This is a genomic window from Selenomonas sp. oral taxon 136, from assembly GCF_001554015.1.
Lineage (GTDB): Bacteria > Bacillota > Negativicutes > Selenomonadales > Selenomonadaceae > Centipeda > Centipeda felix.
In genome coordinates, this window is record NZ_CP014239.1 from 580638 (window position 1) to 596752 (window position 16115).

Annotated in this window: 15 protein-coding genes; 7 read left to right on the top strand and 8 right to left on the bottom strand. The window is 53.3% G+C overall.

The features are described 5' to 3' along the window. Window positions 1-78: 78 nt before the first annotated feature. Together ald (AXE86_RS02645) and AXE86_RS13035 are read right to left on the bottom strand one after the other, a co-directional pair. A complete protein-coding gene (gene ald, locus AXE86_RS02645) occupies window positions 79-1200 on the bottom strand; it encodes an alanine dehydrogenase (RefSeq protein ID WP_061944386.1) in 1122 nt (373 codons plus the stop codon). Between the two features lie 467 nt (window positions 1201-1667). Further along, entirely contained in the window at window positions 1668-2120 is a 453-nt protein-coding gene (locus tag AXE86_RS13035) for a TonB-dependent receptor domain-containing protein (protein WP_232294909.1), read from the bottom strand. A gap of 234 nt (window positions 2121-2354) precedes the next feature. On the opposite strand from AXE86_RS13035, the gene ald (AXE86_RS02655) reads away from it, so the two are divergent. The 7 genes from ald (AXE86_RS02655) (at window position 2355) to aroH (ending at window position 10939) form a co-directional block, all read left to right on the top strand. Further along, window positions 2355-3476 (top strand): alanine dehydrogenase, encoded by a 1122-nt coding sequence (ald, locus tag AXE86_RS02655; RefSeq protein ID WP_061944392.1) that lies wholly within the window; start codon window positions 2355-2357, stop codon window positions 3474-3476. Window positions 3477-3593: 117 nt separating this feature from the next. Next, window positions 3594-5024, top strand: a complete 1431-nt coding sequence (locus AXE86_RS02660) for an amino acid permease (RefSeq protein ID WP_061944395.1) — start codon at window positions 3594-3596, stop codon at window positions 5022-5024. Window positions 5025-5191: 167 nt separating this feature from the next. Next, window positions 5192-6463: a hypothetical protein gene (locus tag AXE86_RS02665; RefSeq protein ID WP_061944398.1), complete on the top strand. Its 1272-nt coding sequence runs from the start codon at window positions 5192-5194 to the stop codon at window positions 6461-6463. A 49-nt stretch (window positions 6464-6512) separates the two neighbouring features. Further along, entirely contained in the window at window positions 6513-7268 is a 756-nt protein-coding gene (locus AXE86_RS02670; protein WP_061944401.1) for a glucosaminidase domain-containing protein, read from the top strand. Window positions 7269-7285: 17 nt separating this feature from the next. Next, on the top strand, window positions 7286-8911 hold the full coding sequence (locus tag AXE86_RS02675; RefSeq protein ID WP_061944404.1) for an ABC-F family ATP-binding cassette domain-containing protein: 1626 nt from the start codon (window positions 7286-7288) through the stop codon (window positions 8909-8911). Window positions 8912-8980: 69 nt separating this feature from the next. Further along, window positions 8981-10576, top strand: a complete 1596-nt coding sequence (locus tag AXE86_RS02680) for an ABC1 kinase family protein (RefSeq protein WP_061944407.1) — start codon at window positions 8981-8983, stop codon at window positions 10574-10576. A 3-nt stretch (window positions 10577-10579) separates the two neighbouring features. Next, window positions 10580-10939 (top strand): chorismate mutase, encoded by a 360-nt coding sequence (gene aroH / locus AXE86_RS02685; RefSeq protein WP_061944411.1) that lies wholly within the window; start codon window positions 10580-10582, stop codon window positions 10937-10939. A gap of 87 nt (window positions 10940-11026) precedes the next feature. On the opposite strand, the gene AXE86_RS02690 is transcribed toward aroH, so the two are convergent. The 6 genes from AXE86_RS02690 to AXE86_RS02715 form a co-directional block, all read right to left on the bottom strand. After that, the gene (locus AXE86_RS02690) at window positions 11027-11746 is read right to left on the bottom strand and encodes a ribulose-phosphate 3-epimerase (protein ID WP_071884672.1); all 720 of its coding nucleotides are present in this window, start codon (window positions 11744-11746) and stop codon (window positions 11027-11029) included. After that, window positions 11718-12182, bottom strand: a complete 465-nt coding sequence (rpiB, locus tag AXE86_RS02695; RefSeq protein WP_006689946.1) for a ribose 5-phosphate isomerase B — start codon at window positions 12180-12182, stop codon at window positions 11718-11720. The genes AXE86_RS02690 and rpiB overlap by 29 nt, the downstream gene beginning before the upstream one ends. A gap of 112 nt (window positions 12183-12294) precedes the next feature. After that, the gene (locus AXE86_RS02700; protein WP_061944414.1) at window positions 12295-13332 is read right to left on the bottom strand and encodes a zinc-binding dehydrogenase; all 1038 of its coding nucleotides are present in this window, start codon (window positions 13330-13332) and stop codon (window positions 12295-12297) included. A 13-nt stretch (window positions 13333-13345) separates the two neighbouring features. Further along, entirely contained in the window at window positions 13346-14386 is a 1041-nt protein-coding gene (locus AXE86_RS02705) for a galactitol-1-phosphate 5-dehydrogenase (RefSeq protein WP_061944417.1), read from the bottom strand. Between the two features lie 130 nt (window positions 14387-14516). Further along, the gene (locus AXE86_RS02710; RefSeq protein ID WP_006689949.1) at window positions 14517-15779 is read right to left on the bottom strand and encodes a PTS galactitol transporter subunit IIC; all 1263 of its coding nucleotides are present in this window, start codon (window positions 15777-15779) and stop codon (window positions 14517-14519) included. A 34-nt stretch (window positions 15780-15813) separates the two neighbouring features. Next, a complete protein-coding gene (locus tag AXE86_RS02715; RefSeq protein WP_006689950.1) occupies window positions 15814-16098 on the bottom strand; it encodes a PTS sugar transporter subunit IIB in 285 nt (94 codons plus the stop codon). Between the last annotated feature and the right edge of the window lie 17 nt (window positions 16099-16115).

Genomic DNA, 16115 nt, shown 5'->3' on the forward strand with positions numbered 1-16115 from the left:
TGTAAAAAAGGAGGGGCTGTTTCACGACATATATTTGTATATGAGAGTGAAACAGCCCCTCAGCAGTCAGTTCACAGATTACTTAAGGAACTCATCGATGGACTTGAACGGGAGGTTCAGTGCCTTGCCGACCGCCTCGTTCGTGAGGTGACCGTCGATGGTGTTGAGACCATACTTCAGGCCGGGCACCTGCTGGAGGGCAGCCTTGTAGCCCTTCGTTGCGATGTCAACCGCATAGGAGATCGTCGCATTGGTGATGCCAAGCGTCGAGGTGCGGGAGACAGCGCCCGGAATGTTTGCCACGGAGTAGTGGACAACGCCATGCTTCTCGAACGTCGGGTTCTCATGCGTCGTGCAGTGGTCGCACGTCTCGATCGAGCCGCCCTGGTCGATCGCGACGTCGACGACAACGGAACCCTTCTTCATGGTCTTGATCATTTCCTCGGTGACCAAGATCGGGGTGCGTGCGCCCGGAATGAGGACGGAGCCGATGAGGAGGTCAGCTTCCTTGACCCACTTTGCGATGTTGTAGCTCGAGGAGAACTCGGTGACAACACGGCCGCCGAACATATCGTCGAGCTGACGCAGACGCTCAATCGAGAGATCGATGATCGTGACGCGTGCGCCGAGACCGACAGCGATCTTAGCTGCGTTCGTGCCGACATTGCCGCCGCCGATGATGACGACCTGACCAGCGGAGACACCTGCGATGCCGCCGAGGAGAACGCCGCTGCCGCCGTAACGGCTCTCGAGGAACTGTGCACCGATCTGGACAGACATACGGCCTGCGATCTCACTCATCGGAGCGAGCAGCGGGAGACCGCGGCCCTGCTTGCCGAGAACCGTCTCATAGGCAATACCGACAACCTTCTTCTGAAGGAGTGCCTTCGTGAGCTGGGGCTCTGCTGCGAGATGGAGGTAGGTGAAGAGGATCTGCCCCTCATGGAAGAGGTCATACTCGGATTCCAGCGGCTCTTTTACCTTAACAATCATTTCAGAGCGATCAAACAGAGCCTTCTTGTCCGAGACGATCTCGGCGCCGACTGCCTTGTAGTCGGCATCCGTGAAGCCGCTGCCAACGCCTGCACTCGCCTCAATCAGAACCGTATGACCGGCACGGCGCATTGCCTCAACGCCCGAGGGAGTCATACCGACGCGGAACTCATTGTTCTTGATTTCCTTTGCAACGCCTACAATCATGCTTTTTCCTCCTACTAGATATAGATAAAACAGAAGGGTGAAACGGCTAAGTGATCTCTAGAGGTATACCCTGATTGTGATTTTAGTATAATTCAGATAGTTTTGTCAAGACTAAATTTAACTTCTTGTGCATTTTATCACAGTTTTTTGCGTTTTATTCAGAGTAATTCGGTCTATTTGTGTCGCTTTGCGTCTCTGCAAAATATTTTGTATGCACACAGCAATCGAAAGACGACATCGGCAAAGATTCTCTCCCTATTTAAATGGAAAATCCGACCCCGTGTCGTATTAAAAAAGCATCCATTACGGACGCCTTCTGTGGCGCTAAAAATCATCAACGGAAATAATATTGTTGATCCTTGCACATTTCCTTTGATCACATCACAAGACAAGGTCCTTTCGAAACGCACTGATAACAGGAAAAAAAGATGCATCAATGCAGCGGTGCTGAATTTATCAATGTTTCCTTAATTGGGCTGCACGAGGCTATGCATCACTCTATGCTGTTGATGTTCGGTCAGCACGCCGTTCATTGGAACATATGTTTTTACGCCGAGAGTATATGACCGTTCTTTGGCAGCCTCTCCGGCATAGAATTTACGGTTCAGGAGATTCTCGATGCTTAGCTGAATCTTTGCCTGTTGATTCAAATTATAGTTAAGGTATAAATTGACGAGAAAGAAGCTGTCCTCTGCCCCATATTTTCCTGTTGCTGCATCGACCTTCTGGCGTGCGCCCACATATTGAGCATCCAAAATCTCATTAAATTTCTTATGCGTATAGTCGCCACCAAAACGAACCATATGTCTGGGCAAGTCCCAATTTCGAACGGTATTTCCACTCTCCGTCAGACTTCCTGACTCGAATGTATAATTGAGATATGTCTGCCAAGCCCGGCTCACGCAATGACGAATATCCATCTCAAGCCCCTTCGTTGTCGCTGAATTTATTTGGTATAAAACAGTGGCTGGATACCTCGACCTGAAGATGGCGGCTGGCATTCCGTGCTCTGATAATTATTACTTTTTTCTATTCGACAATAGTTGTTGACGATTTATCTAAATTGTGCTAAAATACGAAATACAAAATCCTTTTGGTTTATTTGGCCGATAAACCCTGCCGTATCACATCTATATCTAGTAGGAGGAAAAAGCATGATTGTAGGCGTTGCAAAGGAAATCAAGAACAATGAGTTCCGCGTCGGTATGACTCCCTCGGGTGTTGAGGCAATGCGCCGTGCCGGTCATACGGTTCTGATCGAGGAGAGTGCCGGTGTTGGCAGCGGCTTCACGGATGCCGACTACAAGGCAGTCGGCGCCGAGATCGTCTCAGACAAGAAGGCTTTGTTTGATCGTTCGGAAATGATTGTTAAGGTAAAAGAGCCGCTGGAGTCCGAGTATGACCTCTTCCATGAGGGGCAGATCCTCTTCACCTACCTCCATCTCGCAGCAGAGCCCCAGCTCACGAAGGCACTCCTTCAGAAGAAGGTTGTCGGTATTGCCTATGAGACGGTTCTCGGCAAGCAGGGCCGCGGTCTCCCGCTGCTCGCTCCGATGAGTGAGATCGCAGGCCGTATGTCTGTCCAGATCGGTGCACAGTTCCTCGAGAGCCGTTACGGCGGCAGCGGCGTTCTCCTCGGCGGCATCGCAGGTGTCTCCGCTGGTCAGGTCGTCATCATCGGCGGCGGCAATGTCGGCACGAACGCAGCTAAGATCGCTGTCGGTCTCGGCGCACGCGTCACGATCATCGATCTCTCGATTGAGCGTCTGCGTCAGCTCGACGATATGTTCGGCGGCCGTGTTGTCACCGAGTATTCCTCGAGCTACAACATCGCAAAGTGGGTCAAGGAAGCTGACCTCCTCATCGGCTCCGTCCTCATTCCGGGCGCACGCACCCCGATCCTGGTCACTGAGGAAATGATCAAGACCATGAAGAAGGGTTCCGTTGTCGTCGACGTCGCGATCGACCAGGGCGGCTCGATCGAGACGTGCGACCACTGCACGACGCATGAGAACCCGACGTTCGAGAAGCATGGCGTTGTCCACTACTCCGTGGCAAACATCCCGGGCGCTGTCTCCCGCACCTCGACGCTTGGCATCACCAATGCGACGATCTCCTATGCGGTTGACATCGCAACGAAGGGCTACAAGGCTGCCCTCCAGCAGGTGCCCGGCCTGAAGTATGGTCTCAACACCATCGACGGTCACCTCACGAACGAGGCGGTCGGTAAGGCGCTGAACCTCCCGTTCAAGTCCATCGATGAGTTCCTTAAGTAATTTGTGAACTGACTGCTGAGGGGCTGTTTCACTCTCATATATCAATATGTGCTGTGAAACAGCCCCTTTTTACAGGTTTTGTTTTACAATATTTTGAAAGAAAGGCGTGAAGGCTTTATGTTTTTTAAGAAAAAAACACTGGAAGACTTCAGTGCCCAGCGTAAGGACAGCGGTATGATCCGAACGCTGAGCACCATGGATCTGACCTTCCTTGGCATCGGCGGCATCATTGGCTCGGGCGTGTTCGTTCTGACCGGTATTGGTGCGGCACGCTATGCGGGGCCCGGTATTGTTCTTTCCTTTATTGCAGCAGGTCTCCTCTGTATGCTCGTCGGTCTCGCCTACGCAGAGCTGGCATCGCTCATCCCGGCGGCGGGCAGCGCATACGCCTATACGTTTGCCTCCCTCGGTGAGGGCATGGCGTTCCTCTGCGGATGGTCGCTGATCATCGGCTACATCGTCACCGCGAGTGCGGTTGCCGTCGGATTCTCCGCCTACTTCTCCGGGATGATGGCGTCCCTCGGCATGGAGATACCAAAGGCACTCCTCACAACAGCACCGGAGGGCGGTATCATCAATCTGCCCGCCGTCGTCATCACGCTCATCATCGGCGTCATCCTCGCTCATGGCACGAAGGAGAGTTCGCGTCTCAACACGATCCTCATCTCGCTCACGCTGTGCGCGATCGTCGCCTACGTTGTAGTCACGTCGCCCCATGCCGTAGCGGCGAACCTCGATCCGTTCCTCCCGTTCGGTGCCGGCGGCATCATGGCAGGCGCAGCGGTTGTGTTCTTCTCCTTCATGGGATTCGATACGGTCGCAACCTCCGCCGAGGAGTGCAAGACACCGGAGAAGAGTCTCCCGATCGGCATCATCGCATCGGTCTTTGTCTGCCTCTGCATCTACTCTGTTGTGGCACTCGTCCTCACGGCGACAATCCCCTACACGGATCTCGACCGCGCAGATCCTGTCGCCTACTGCCTGCGCCTCATCGGCTACACGAGTCTCGCAAACCTCGTCACGGTCGGCATCCTCTTCGGTATGATCACGACCCTCATCGTCTACATCTTCGGTCAGGCACGCGTCTTCTTCGCCATGTCGCGTGACGGTTTCCTCCCGAAGTCGATGGCAAACATCCATCCGAAGTATGGCACGCCGTACTTCATCACGCTCGTCGGCTCGGCGATCATCGCGTTCATTGCGGGCTGCGTGCCGATGCTCTACATCGTTGAGCTCGCGAACACCGGTGTTCTTGCGGCATTCTTCATCGTCTTTGTCGGGCTGATCCAGCTCCGCCGCAACTCCCCCGAGCTGCCGCGCACGTTCCACTTCCCGGCGCTCTACCTCTTCGCACCGATCGGTATGGCAGTCTGCCTATATCTGATCTGGGCACTGTCGGCGGTCACGAACATCACGTTCATCGTACTGATGGTACTTGGCTTCTTCTTCTACAACAGCTATGCGCCGAAGCATCGCTGCTGGGATAAGGCCTCCTCAAGTAGTGCGAACGGTGAATCATCCTACAGTGACAGCACCACATCGTCCTAAGTATTTTCTCCTGTCGACTGCTAGCTGTTGCAGGAAGACGAAATGTCTTCCTGCAGCAGTTTTTTTGTCCTCTCGCTGCCATGGAAGATAGATTTCACAGCGGACTATGGCACGACGTTTATTTTTGTGTTAAAATAGAAGTGTTTTGAGTAATGTAGGAGAGCGACATGAACGAGCGGTACGGGTGGATTGGTGCGGCACTTTGTCGTGCGTTCGTCCTCATCTGTGCCGCTGTGCTCGTGCTCACTGCGACGGCAGCACTGCTCACGCGTACGGGGATGCCCTTTGCGGGCGCATATACGGGCGGCGTGCTCGTTGCTGCGGTCGGGACGCTCATCGTCTCACGCAATAGTGCACCGCGCGTTCTCCTCCCCTCCCCTGCCATCACGGCATGGCTGGTTTACGAGGAGATCATCGCACGCGGCATTGCATGGCAGGATGTACTCATTGTCTCTGCCGTCACATCACTCATTGGTGTACTGCTGATGCGCGCCGCATTCATGGGGCGCATGATCGACGGTCTCCCGCCCGTGATTCGCACGGGACTCCTGCTGTCACTCGCACTCGGGATGCTGACGCAGGCGGCACAGGCGGCGCGCATTCTCCTGCCGTCGCCATGGGCGCTTACGATGGGCGGCATGCTGTCCGATCCACTGACGTACTTCACGCTCGTCGGCGTTCTCCTCATACTCCTGCTCTATGTGCGGCAAAAAGAGCTGGCTCTGCCCATCGGTATTGGCATCGTTCTGCTGCTCACATGGGCGGAGGGGTTCTGGGAAATCCCTGCTGCGCCGTTTTTGCAGCCAGAACTTGCTCTGCCGCTCATGGCAGGAGGACAGGACACACTCAATGTTCCCGCCGCCATCGGGCTCGGCATAACACTCCTCATCGCACTCACGGTGGAGAGTGCTGCTGTTCTCTCGGCAGAGGGAGAGCGCCCCCCCGCCAAACCCGACGTGCCACTCGCACGGCTCTTTGCCATCAGCGGCATCGGCAGTCTCCTCGGCGCATTCCCGCTCAGTATCGCTCCGATCTCTGCGGCACTGCCCGCTGCGGAGGAGCGGCGCATCGGCGGCATCCCGGCCACAGCAATGGGGACGGCTCTGCTGCTTTTTCTGCTGCTCCCCTGTGCGCCGCTGCTCGCGGCACTGGCGGAGTTTCCCGCCGCACCGGCGCTTGCTCTTGCCATGCTGGGGCTCATCCTTCTGCAGCGTGCGCTCGTGCAGCTGCAGAGCGCAAAACGTCTCACGCTATGCGATGCCGCCGTCCTCGCCGTCTTCGTCCTCGCGTCCTACGACCTGCGGACGGGGCTGACGCTTGCCCTCTTGACATGGGTGCTGCTCATGGCAGCGGGCGGGGCACATCATGCCATACACCGCAGCACGATCGTGCTGACGGTCATTCTTATTCTGTCGCAGCTCTTTCCATGGCTGCCGTAAAGGCACGCAGAGGCTCTCCGCGTGCCCGCAATATGGGAGGTACATTTTCTTGCGTAAGGATATTCTTCTGCGCGGCTCACTCGCCGCAGCCCTTGGTCTTTTCATTCTGACAGCAAACAGCGCCGACGCACGCCGCGTCTATGACCCAAATACGGCGACAAAGGTGCACACGGAGCGCGGCACGGACACGTCGACGGACGATTTCCGCGCACGGATCAGCAATCTCATGCGACAAGCAGAGGAGGCAGAGGAAGCAGAACAACATCCGCCCCTCAGCGTCCCCAAGACGCTCTCGGAGTACGATACGGCGATCATCGGAACACCGCTCGCGAGCCAGCAGCAGTGCGTGGACTATCTCCTCAGCGTGAATCCCTATCCCGCCATTTCGGTCTCACCGAAGGAGCTCGTCTCCTACTACTATGAGGAGGGGGAGCGCGAGGGCATCCGCCCCGATGTCGCATTCGCACAGGCACTCAAGGAAACGGGCTTTTTCCGCTACGGCGGTACGGTCACGCCCGACCAGAACAATTACTGCGGACTGGGAACGACGAGCTCGGAGGTCAAGGGAGCGTATTTTGCCACCTCGCAGCTTGGTGTCCGCGCCCACATTCAGCATCTGCTTGCCTACGCATCGACGCGGCATCCGGCATTCCCCGTCGTTGACCCGCGCTACAGCCTCGTGCGCAGCGTCTACGGCACGGGTACGCTCGGCAACTGGCAGGATCTGAACGGCCGCTGGGCTGTCCCCGGCGACTCGTACGGTCAGAGCATTCTCTCGATGTTCCGCGCCATCCTTCGCAAATAGAAAAGGAGTACGGATAGATGATTACCGTCAACAATCTCAGCCTGCAGTTCGGCAAGCGTGTCCTCTACAAGGATGTCAATCTGAAGTTCACCCCCGGGAATTGCTACGGCATCATCGGCGCGAACGGCGCGGGGAAATCGACCTTCCTCAAGCTGCTCTCAGGCGACATCGAGCCGACGAGTGGCATCGTGGAGATCACGCCCGGGGAGCGTCTCGCCGTCCTGCAGCAGGATCACTATGCCTACGATGAGGTCGAGGTCTTGCGTACGGTCATCATGGGACACGCGCGTCTCGTGGAGATCATGGACGAAAAGGATGCACTTTACGAGAAGCCCGATTTCTCCGACGAGGACGGGATGCGCGCCTCGGAGCTCGAGGCAGAGTTCGCCGAGCTCGACGGCTGGAACGCAGAGACGGAGGCGGCACAGCTGCTGAACGGTCTCGGCGTCTCGGACGACAAGCATCATCTCAAGATGAACGAACTCACCCCATCGGAAAAGGTACGCGTCCTGCTCGCACAGGCACTCTTCGGCTCGCCCGACATCCTCCTGCTCGATGAGCCGACAAACCACCTCGACGTTGCCTCGATCAACTGGCTCGAGAACTTCCTCGCGGACTTCCCGAACACGGTCATCGTCGTCTCGCATGACCGCCACTTCCTCAATCAGGTCTGCACCTACATCTGCGACGTGGACTTTGGCAAGATCTCGCTCTACGCCGGTAACTATGACTTCTGGTATCAGTCCAGTCAGCTCGCACTCCAGATGGCAAAGGATGCGAACAAGAAGAAGGAAGAGAAGATCAAGGAACTCCAGACCTTCATCCAACGCTTTGCCGCAAATGCCGCAAAGTCCCGTCAGGCGACCTCGCGCAAGAAGCTGCTTGAGCGCATCACACTCGACGACATCAAGCCGTCGGCACGCCGCTATCCGTACATTGCCTTTACCCCCGACCGCGAGGCGGGCGATCAGCTGCTCACCGTCGAGGGGCTTTCCAAAGAGCTGGACGGCCGTCAGCTGCTAAAAAATGTCAGCTTCACCCTCAAGAAGGGTGACAAGGTCGCCTTCGTCGGGCCAAACGGCGCGGCAAAGACGATGCTGTTCAAGATCCTCATGGGCGAGGAAGAAGCGGACGAAGGCACGTTCAAATGGGGTGTCACAACGACGCAGACCTACCTCCCCTCGGACAACTCCGCCTACTTTGACGGCGTAAAGCTCAGCCTCGTTGACTGGCTGCGCCAGTACTCCAAGGATCCGGACGAGACATTCGTGCGCGGCTTCCTCGGACGGATGCTCTTCTCGGGTGAGGAGAGCCAGAAGCGCGCTGAGGTGCTCTCGGGCGGCGAGCGCGTTCGCTGTATGCTCTCGCGCATGATGCTCTCGGGCGCGAATGTGCTCATCTTCGACGAGCCAACCGACCATCTCGACCTCGAGTCGATCACTGCCCTCAACAATGGGCTGATGTCATTTTCGGGCACGATTCTCTTTGCCTCGCGCGATCACGAGTTCACACAAACTGTTGCAAACCGCATCATTGAAATTACACCTGTCGGCATCGTTGACCGCATCTCAACCTACGACGAGTACCTGAGCAACGAAACAGTAAAACAGCAGCTGGCAGAAAAGTACAAGACTGTGGGGTAATCCGACAACGTTTGTGTTGGACAGCACGATAAACATAGATATAATCCAATTCTGTCGGGAGGTGAGATCATGCTGGGGGCACTGCTGCACAGCACCGAAAACAAAAACGCCGCACTGCGTCTGCGCGAAATGGTGACGGTACTGCGCCGCCACGACATCGTCCATGGTCTAACCCCCGCGAAACTGCGCGCCATCTTCGAGGATCTCGGCCCCACCTTCGTCAAGTTTGGGCAGATCATGAGCATGCGCCCGGATTTTCTTCCGACGGACTACTGCGACGAGCTGATGAAGCTGCAGACGGCAGCGCGGCCCCTCGCCTTCCCTGTCATCCTTTCCATCGTCGAGCAGGAGTATAACCGCGAGTGGAACAAAGTTTTCCGCACGATCGACAGTACCCCCCTCGGCTCTGCCAGCATCGCACAGGCGCACCGTGCCACACTTTCCTCGGGTGAGGAGGTTGTGATCAAGGTACAGCGTCCCGGCATCCACGAGATCATGCGCACCGATCTCACTCTGATGAAACGCGCCGCCACCCTCATCCGCCTTGTCAGCAGCGACGATGTCGTTGACTTTCGCGCGCTGATGGATGAGATGTGGAACATTGCAAAACAAGAGATGGACTTCCTCATTGAGGCAAGTCACATTGAGGAGTTCGCACACCTCAATCGTGATAATCCGTTTGTCTCCTGCCCGCGCGTACTGCGTGATCTCTCCACCCAACATATTCTCGTCATGGAGTACATCGACGGCATTCCCCTCGATCAGACGGATGCCCTCCGGGCGGCAGGGGTCAACGTTACGCAGATTGGGCGACGGCTCGGTGAGAACTACGCCAAGCAGATCATTGAGGACGGTTTTTTCCACGGCGATCCGCATCCCGGCAACATCCGTATCCGCGGCGGAAACATCGTCTGGATTGACCTCGGTATGATGGGGCGCCTCAGCAACCGTGACCGCACGGCATTGCGGCGGGCGATCTGGGCACTCGCCACGCACGACACCTTTGAAATGAAGGCAGCCGTCCTCGCACTTGGCATTGTCAAGGGGCACATTGACCATGCACGACTCTACCAGGACATCGATGTCATAATGGAACAGTATGGTTCTCTTGATTTTACCGACGTACACATGGGGGTACTGACGAATCAGATTCTCAGTATCCTGCGTATGCACCACATCGGCTGTCCGAGCGGTCTTGCCATGTTTGCGCGCGGCGTCATGACCGTCGAGATTGTCATGCGCCGCTGCGCCCCCGAGGTCAGTTTCCTTGAGATCTTTGCACGCAGCCTCTCCTTGGGATTCGTACAGGATATGACGTGGCGCGAGGGTCTCTCAAAGGCACGCCAGGAGGGCATCATGCTCCTGCGCAAGTCCGTACAGATCCCGGAGCAGCTTGCCGACCTCCTCAAGATGACCATGGGCGGACAGACCAAACTCAACATCGATCTCACCGGGTCGGAAGAACCCGTGCAGCGTCTCGATAAGATGATCAATAAGCTTATCATCTCCCTCCTCTGCGCGGCACTCCTCATCGCATCGAGCACCATCTGCACCACGAATATGCAGCCGCAGATCGGCGGTATCCCCCTTCTCGGCATCCTCGGTTATCTCATCGCATTCATCCTGAGCCTACGGCTCATCTGGGATATTCACAAGGGAGTGTAGAGTATGCGTGGCATACGCGGCGCCATTACCGTTGGACGCAACGAAAAAGAAGAAATCTGGCAGGCAGCCCAGGAACTCGTCACGAAAATCCTGTGCACAAACAACATCACGCCTGCCGACATCGGTGCTGCCATCTTCAGCGCCACTGAAGATCTCACGGCGGCATTCCCCACGGCAGGTGTGCGCCGCATCGCAGGATTTGACCTCGTCCCACTCTTTGACGCGCGGCAGTGCGCCATCGAGGACAGTCTCCCGCACTGCATCCGCGTCCTCCTCCTCGTCAATACCGATACGCCCCAGAGCAACATCCACCACGTCTATCTCCGCGCTGCAGCAGATCTGCGGCCGGATCTGGAGGGGTAAGTATAACACTAGAAAAGCGTCACTGTATTTGCAGCGACGCTTTTCTTATAAACTAAAGCAAGCACAATAGTTCCCACCAAAAATACTTTATGAGCACTGCGCAGATTGAATGAGGCGAACCACATTCTCCTGGATACTGCGCTCTTCCGTAAAGAGTCCGGAGCTTCCCCCAGTAAAGATCCGTGCCCCTGCTTCATACAGCGTGTGCACTGTTTTCTCATTGACATTACCATCTGCTTGTATACGGCAGCCTATCCCGGCATGAATCAGTCGATCTGACATTTCTCGAATATGCCGAACTGCCGCGTCCTGAATTTTTTGACCAGAAAACCCAGGATTAACAGTGAGTTTTAATACCCACGCACACTTCTTTGCCAAATCAACAAAATCCTCACCTGGAGGAGTCTCGGCACGATAGGCGAGAACAGGCAGTGCACCGCACTCACGAATTCTTCTGAAAACACGCTCCGGTTCGTTCATTGTTTCAGCATGCACGGCAATATAATCGAGTTTATAGCGCGAAAAGATGTCAATATATCGTTCCGGCTGCTCTACAGCAAGGTGTATCTCTATGGGAAGCCGGCTCTTCTCCTTGAGATATGGATAGAGGAGATCACCTAGGATAAGGCACTGGTTAAATACTCCATCCACAACATCGTAATGCCAGAAGGCGACATCCGAACGATTGACTTTATCAATGGCATCACTCAAATGGCCAATATCCATACAGGAAACAGAGGCAGACACGGCAAGTGCATGATCTGTAAATTTTACACTCCTACCCACGGTCACATCTCTCTTTCTCATATGCCATCATATGTGCCACACGAGCCGCATACTTTCCTCCCAATGGCTCAGCAGCAAGCCATGTTTTTGTAATTTCCAATGCCATATTTTCAGCAATAATACGTGCACCAAGGCAAAGGACATTCGCCGCATTATGCGCCCGCGTCATCTTTGCAGAAAACAAATCAGAAACCAATGAGGCACGGATTCCAACCACTTTATTTGCCATCATGGACATACCAATTCCGGTACCGCAGATCAATACCCCCAGTTTTACCTGCGGATGCCGTGCTACTTCCTCAGCAACAGCAATGGCATATATCCCTGAATCGACAGGATCTTTACAAAAAGGGCCCCTATCTTCTATTTGATAACCATTCTGTTCAAGTTCTCTAATCAAAAACTCCTTCATATGATAGCCGGCATGATCTGAACCAAACACGATTACAGGCCTCATGAATATCCCTCCTCTTTCTGCTTAGAACCCCTTCTCCAAGGCTGCTGGCAAAAGCGGGCACAGCACCCACATAGTGCTGTACCCGCTCAGCATCATCTTTCCTGCATCAGCATCAGCCGATTGGATGCATGACAATCTTCGTCGCCTCTCCGCTCTTGAGCAGATGATATGCTCGATCCCACTCATCGATGCCGACTTCATGTGTAATCATCTTGTCTGCATCAATCTTATGCTCACTCATAAGTTTCAGCGTGGGCTCCCAATCATGCGTGTTTTGACTCCGGCTGCCGCAAACGGTTAGTTCCTTCTGGATGATCTTGGAGAAATCGACAGAAACTTCATCTTTTGCAAAGAGACCAATTTGCACATACTGCCCCTTCTTCTTCAGAAGATCCATTCCAAGGTGCATAGAGGGAACCGCTCCCGTGCAGTCATAACAAACATCGGCACCGTAACCATCTGTCAGTTTTTCGACGATCGCCTTGACATCCTCCTTCTGAACGTCAACAATGTGTTCAACACCAAACTTCTCCTTTGCGATTGTGAGGCGTCCCATATCCTGTGTCAGACCTGTCATAACAACACGTCCGCCATAAGCCATAACCACCTGAGCAACAAGCAGGCCAATTGGTCCAGGGCCCAGCACCAAGACAATAGCACCTTTGTCGAACTTTGCCTTATTTACGCCATGGTGTGCACAAGCTGCTGCCTCAGTGATAGATGCCTGTCGCGTCGTTACATTCTCTGGAAGAATATGCAGACTCTTGGCACGCGTCAGCACATACTGTGCCATAGCGCCATCCTGTTGTGTTCCGAGGCCTTTGCGGCTAGGACACAGATTATATTCTCCGTTTGCACAATAACGGCAATGTCCGCAGATGGTGAATGTTGTCTCGGAGGTAACACGATCTCCAACCTTGACATTCGTAACGCCAGCTCCCACTTCTGCGACAACTCCGGCAAATTCATGACCAATCGTCAGACCTTCGGCATTAACATTGTAGTGGCCTTCAAAGGTATGCAGATCACTGCCGCAGATTCCAATATATTCGACACGCACCTTTACCTGGCCTTCTCCGACAGAGGGCTCAGGCTTGTTGAGGATCTCCCAGTTCCCTGCCCCCTTTTGTGTCTTAACTAAAGCTTTCATCTGTTTTCCTCCCTCACTCCATAACAAACAGGATTTTATTATACTCCTCTTTCCTATCCCTGATCATATCAAATACAGTTGCTACATCACACAACGAGAACTTATGTGAAATAAACGGCTTAAAATCAATCGTCCCATCCTGAAATGCCTCGATGCTCTTCATCCACGCGGGGCCAGGGAATGGTGCCGCATAAGAGTTCCAAAATCCTCGCAGTGTAAGCTCATGGCGGAAAATACTCTCAAAGGATTTTTCCTTTAACAGAATATCAGAGCGCGCAATACCAAGGAATCCGACTTTGCCACGCTTCTTTGCGACCAGCAGACATTGCTCCTGCGTAATTTTGGAGCCAGCTGTCTCCATTGCAATATCTACGCCTTTTCCATGTGTCAGTTCAAGAATTGCTTCAACGGTATTCTCTTTCATCCCATTGACACATTCATCTGCCCCAAGAGCACGTGCTTCTGACAGCTTGACAGGTGAAATATCTACAGCGATGATACGGCGAACACCGGCAAGACGAAACCATCTCAACGCAAGCTGTCCAATCGTTCCGCAGCCAAGAATAGCCACCGTATCACCAAGTACAGGCTGAATACCAAGGACACCATAAAGAGATACAGCACAAGGCTCAAGGAGTGCGGCTTCGACAAGATTCACATCACCAAGCACAATAGCATTAGTCGCCGGCACTCGGCAGTACTCAGCATATCCGCCCGGCATATCTGCCCCCAGCATCTGTGCCCCATCACACATGGACACATATCCTGCACGACAATTATCACAAGCATTACATGGAATAAACGGCTGAACAGCTACGTTGTCTCCGACATGAAATTTCCTGACATTTTTTCCAACTTCAACAACCGTTCCGGAAAACTCATGCCCGGGAACACCAGGAAGCGGATATTTCCAACCACTCAAGATGCGCGGCGAATCCGATCCGCAAATACCACACGCTGCAACGCGTACAATAATATCATCCGCACCACAGGTTGGATCTGGAAAATCATCATAACGGATATCACCGGTGTTATATATAACGCCTGCTTTCACGATTTACCCTCCATATTCAGATAGTGCAAAAACCTGTACCTAAAAGTACCTAACATGAAACCCCAATTGCTCAACACCTCAAGGTGTGAACTATCGGGGCTCTCATGTTCAGAACATAGCAATATGTGTATTAGAAAAACTGGAAGACCTTAATAACTGCCCAGTTAAGGAAGTTGCCGCCAAGATCAAGACTTGAAATCATCGTCGTATTTGCCGGCATCTGGAACTGTGCGTCAATTGCCATGGATGTATGGAACTCTGCAATATTGGTCGCCATCAGAAGCGCCAGCCCCATAACAATCATCCCTGCCAATACAGAATGCACAATATTTCCGCGTGCTGCACCAACAATGAATGCTACATAGAAACAAATCGTAGCAAGATCACCAAACGGAAGAACGTTGTTGCCGGGAATAACCACAGAAAGGAAGAGCGTACAGGGAACTAGTACAAGAGCCGTAGCGATAACAGCTGGATGACCAACTGCAACAGCTGCGTCGAGACCTATCGTAAGTTCACGATCTTTGCCAAAATCTTTCTTTTGCAGATAGGCTTTAACAGACTCAGATACAGGGATGAGCCCTTCCATCAGGATCTTGACCATACGCGGCATAAGGAACATGACACCAGCCATGATGACACCGATCTGGAGAATCTTTGCCAGAGGATAGCCTGCAAGTGCTCCAAGGAGGAGGCCAAGGATCAGCCCCATCATAAGAGGTTCACCGAAAATACCAAACCGCTTCTGAATGGCATCCGGATCCGCTTTAAGATCCTTAATAACTGGAATCTTTGAAATTACTTTAACGATAGGAATACCAATTAAGCCCTGTGCACACGTGGATCCCGTTGGGAAGGAAAGCCCCTCCATACCGAAATAATCACGTACCATTGGCGCTGTCCAATCAGCAATCTTCAGGACGGCAATCTCGTAAACAACACCCGCGATAATAGCAAGAATCCAATTGCCGCCAGTGAGCACAAGCACCGTTGCGGAAGCTGCTGCAAAATGCCAGTAGTTCCAAATATCGATATCGACAACATTGGTTGTCTTGGTCATGAGCATTGCGATGTTGACGAGCATACTGATTGGAATCATGATCGCAGCAATTGGAGATGCCCATGTCATAGCAGCTGCAGCAGGCCAACCAACATCAATGATGTTCAGCGCAAGACCATAACGTTCAACCATTTGATGCGTTGCATCACCAAGATTGGAGGTCAGAAGCCCAATAACCAAGTTGATTCCAACAAATCCAACACCGATCGTAATGCCAGATTGAAACGCTTTCTTAAATCCCTGACCAAAACACATGCCTATGATCGTTATAACGATCGGAAGCATGACGGTTGGCCCTAATCCAAGAATAAACTGCACAACTTCTAAAACCATAACTTTTCCTCCATTCAGTAAAATTCACACGCAGTTACTGCAGTGCCGACAAAATTTCCTGATCCGTTTTCTCCGTCTGCATGCCGGTAAGATAGTTCACAGCTTTTACAACGGGAATTTTATATTCACGGGATGGAATCGTTGTCGTCACAAGCAAATCTGCCTGCTCCTCATAAGTACCAATTTCAGCAATCTTGCACTGAATCACTTCCGCTTCAATTCCGTTATTTTTGAGAAGATCTTCAACTCGTTTACACACAACTGTCGAAGTTGCTATACCTGTACCACATGCAACAAGTACGCGCTTTTTATCTGCCATTTTAAATTACCTCCATA

Coding starts and splice junctions, on each gene's coding strand:
- ald (WP_061944386.1), bottom strand. CDS start 1,200: ATGATTGTAGGCGTTGCAAAGGAAATCAAGAACAATGAGTTCCGCGTC.
- AXE86_RS13035 (WP_232294909.1), bottom strand. CDS start 2,120: ATGGATATTCGTCATTGCGTGAGCCGGGCTTGGCAGACATATCTCAAT.
- ald (WP_061944392.1), top strand. CDS start 2,355: ATGATTGTAGGCGTTGCAAAGGAAATCAAGAACAATGAGTTCCGCGTC.
- AXE86_RS02660 (WP_061944395.1), top strand. CDS start 3,594: ATGTTTTTTAAGAAAAAAACACTGGAAGACTTCAGTGCCCAGCGTAAG.
- AXE86_RS02665 (WP_061944398.1), top strand. CDS start 5,192: ATGAACGAGCGGTACGGGTGGATTGGTGCGGCACTTTGTCGTGCGTTC.
- AXE86_RS02675 (WP_061944404.1), top strand. CDS start 7,286: ATGATTACCGTCAACAATCTCAGCCTGCAGTTCGGCAAGCGTGTCCTC.
- AXE86_RS02680 (WP_061944407.1), top strand. CDS start 8,981: ATGCTGGGGGCACTGCTGCACAGCACCGAAAACAAAAACGCCGCACTG.
- aroH (WP_061944411.1), top strand. CDS start 10,580: ATGCGTGGCATACGCGGCGCCATTACCGTTGGACGCAACGAAAAAGAA.
- AXE86_RS02690 (WP_071884672.1), bottom strand. CDS start 11,746: ATGAGAAAGAGAGATGTGACCGTGGGTAGGAGTGTAAAATTTACAGAT.
- rpiB (WP_006689946.1), bottom strand. CDS start 12,182: ATGAGGCCTGTAATCGTGTTTGGTTCAGATCATGCCGGCTATCATATG.
- AXE86_RS02700 (WP_061944414.1), bottom strand. CDS start 13,332: ATGAAAGCTTTAGTTAAGACACAAAAGGGGGCAGGGAACTGGGAGATC.
- AXE86_RS02710 (WP_006689949.1), bottom strand. CDS start 15,779: ATGGTTTTAGAAGTTGTGCAGTTTATTCTTGGATTAGGGCCAACCGTC.
- AXE86_RS02715 (WP_006689950.1), bottom strand. CDS start 16,098: ATGGCAGATAAAAAGCGCGTACTTGTTGCATGTGGTACAGGTATAGCA.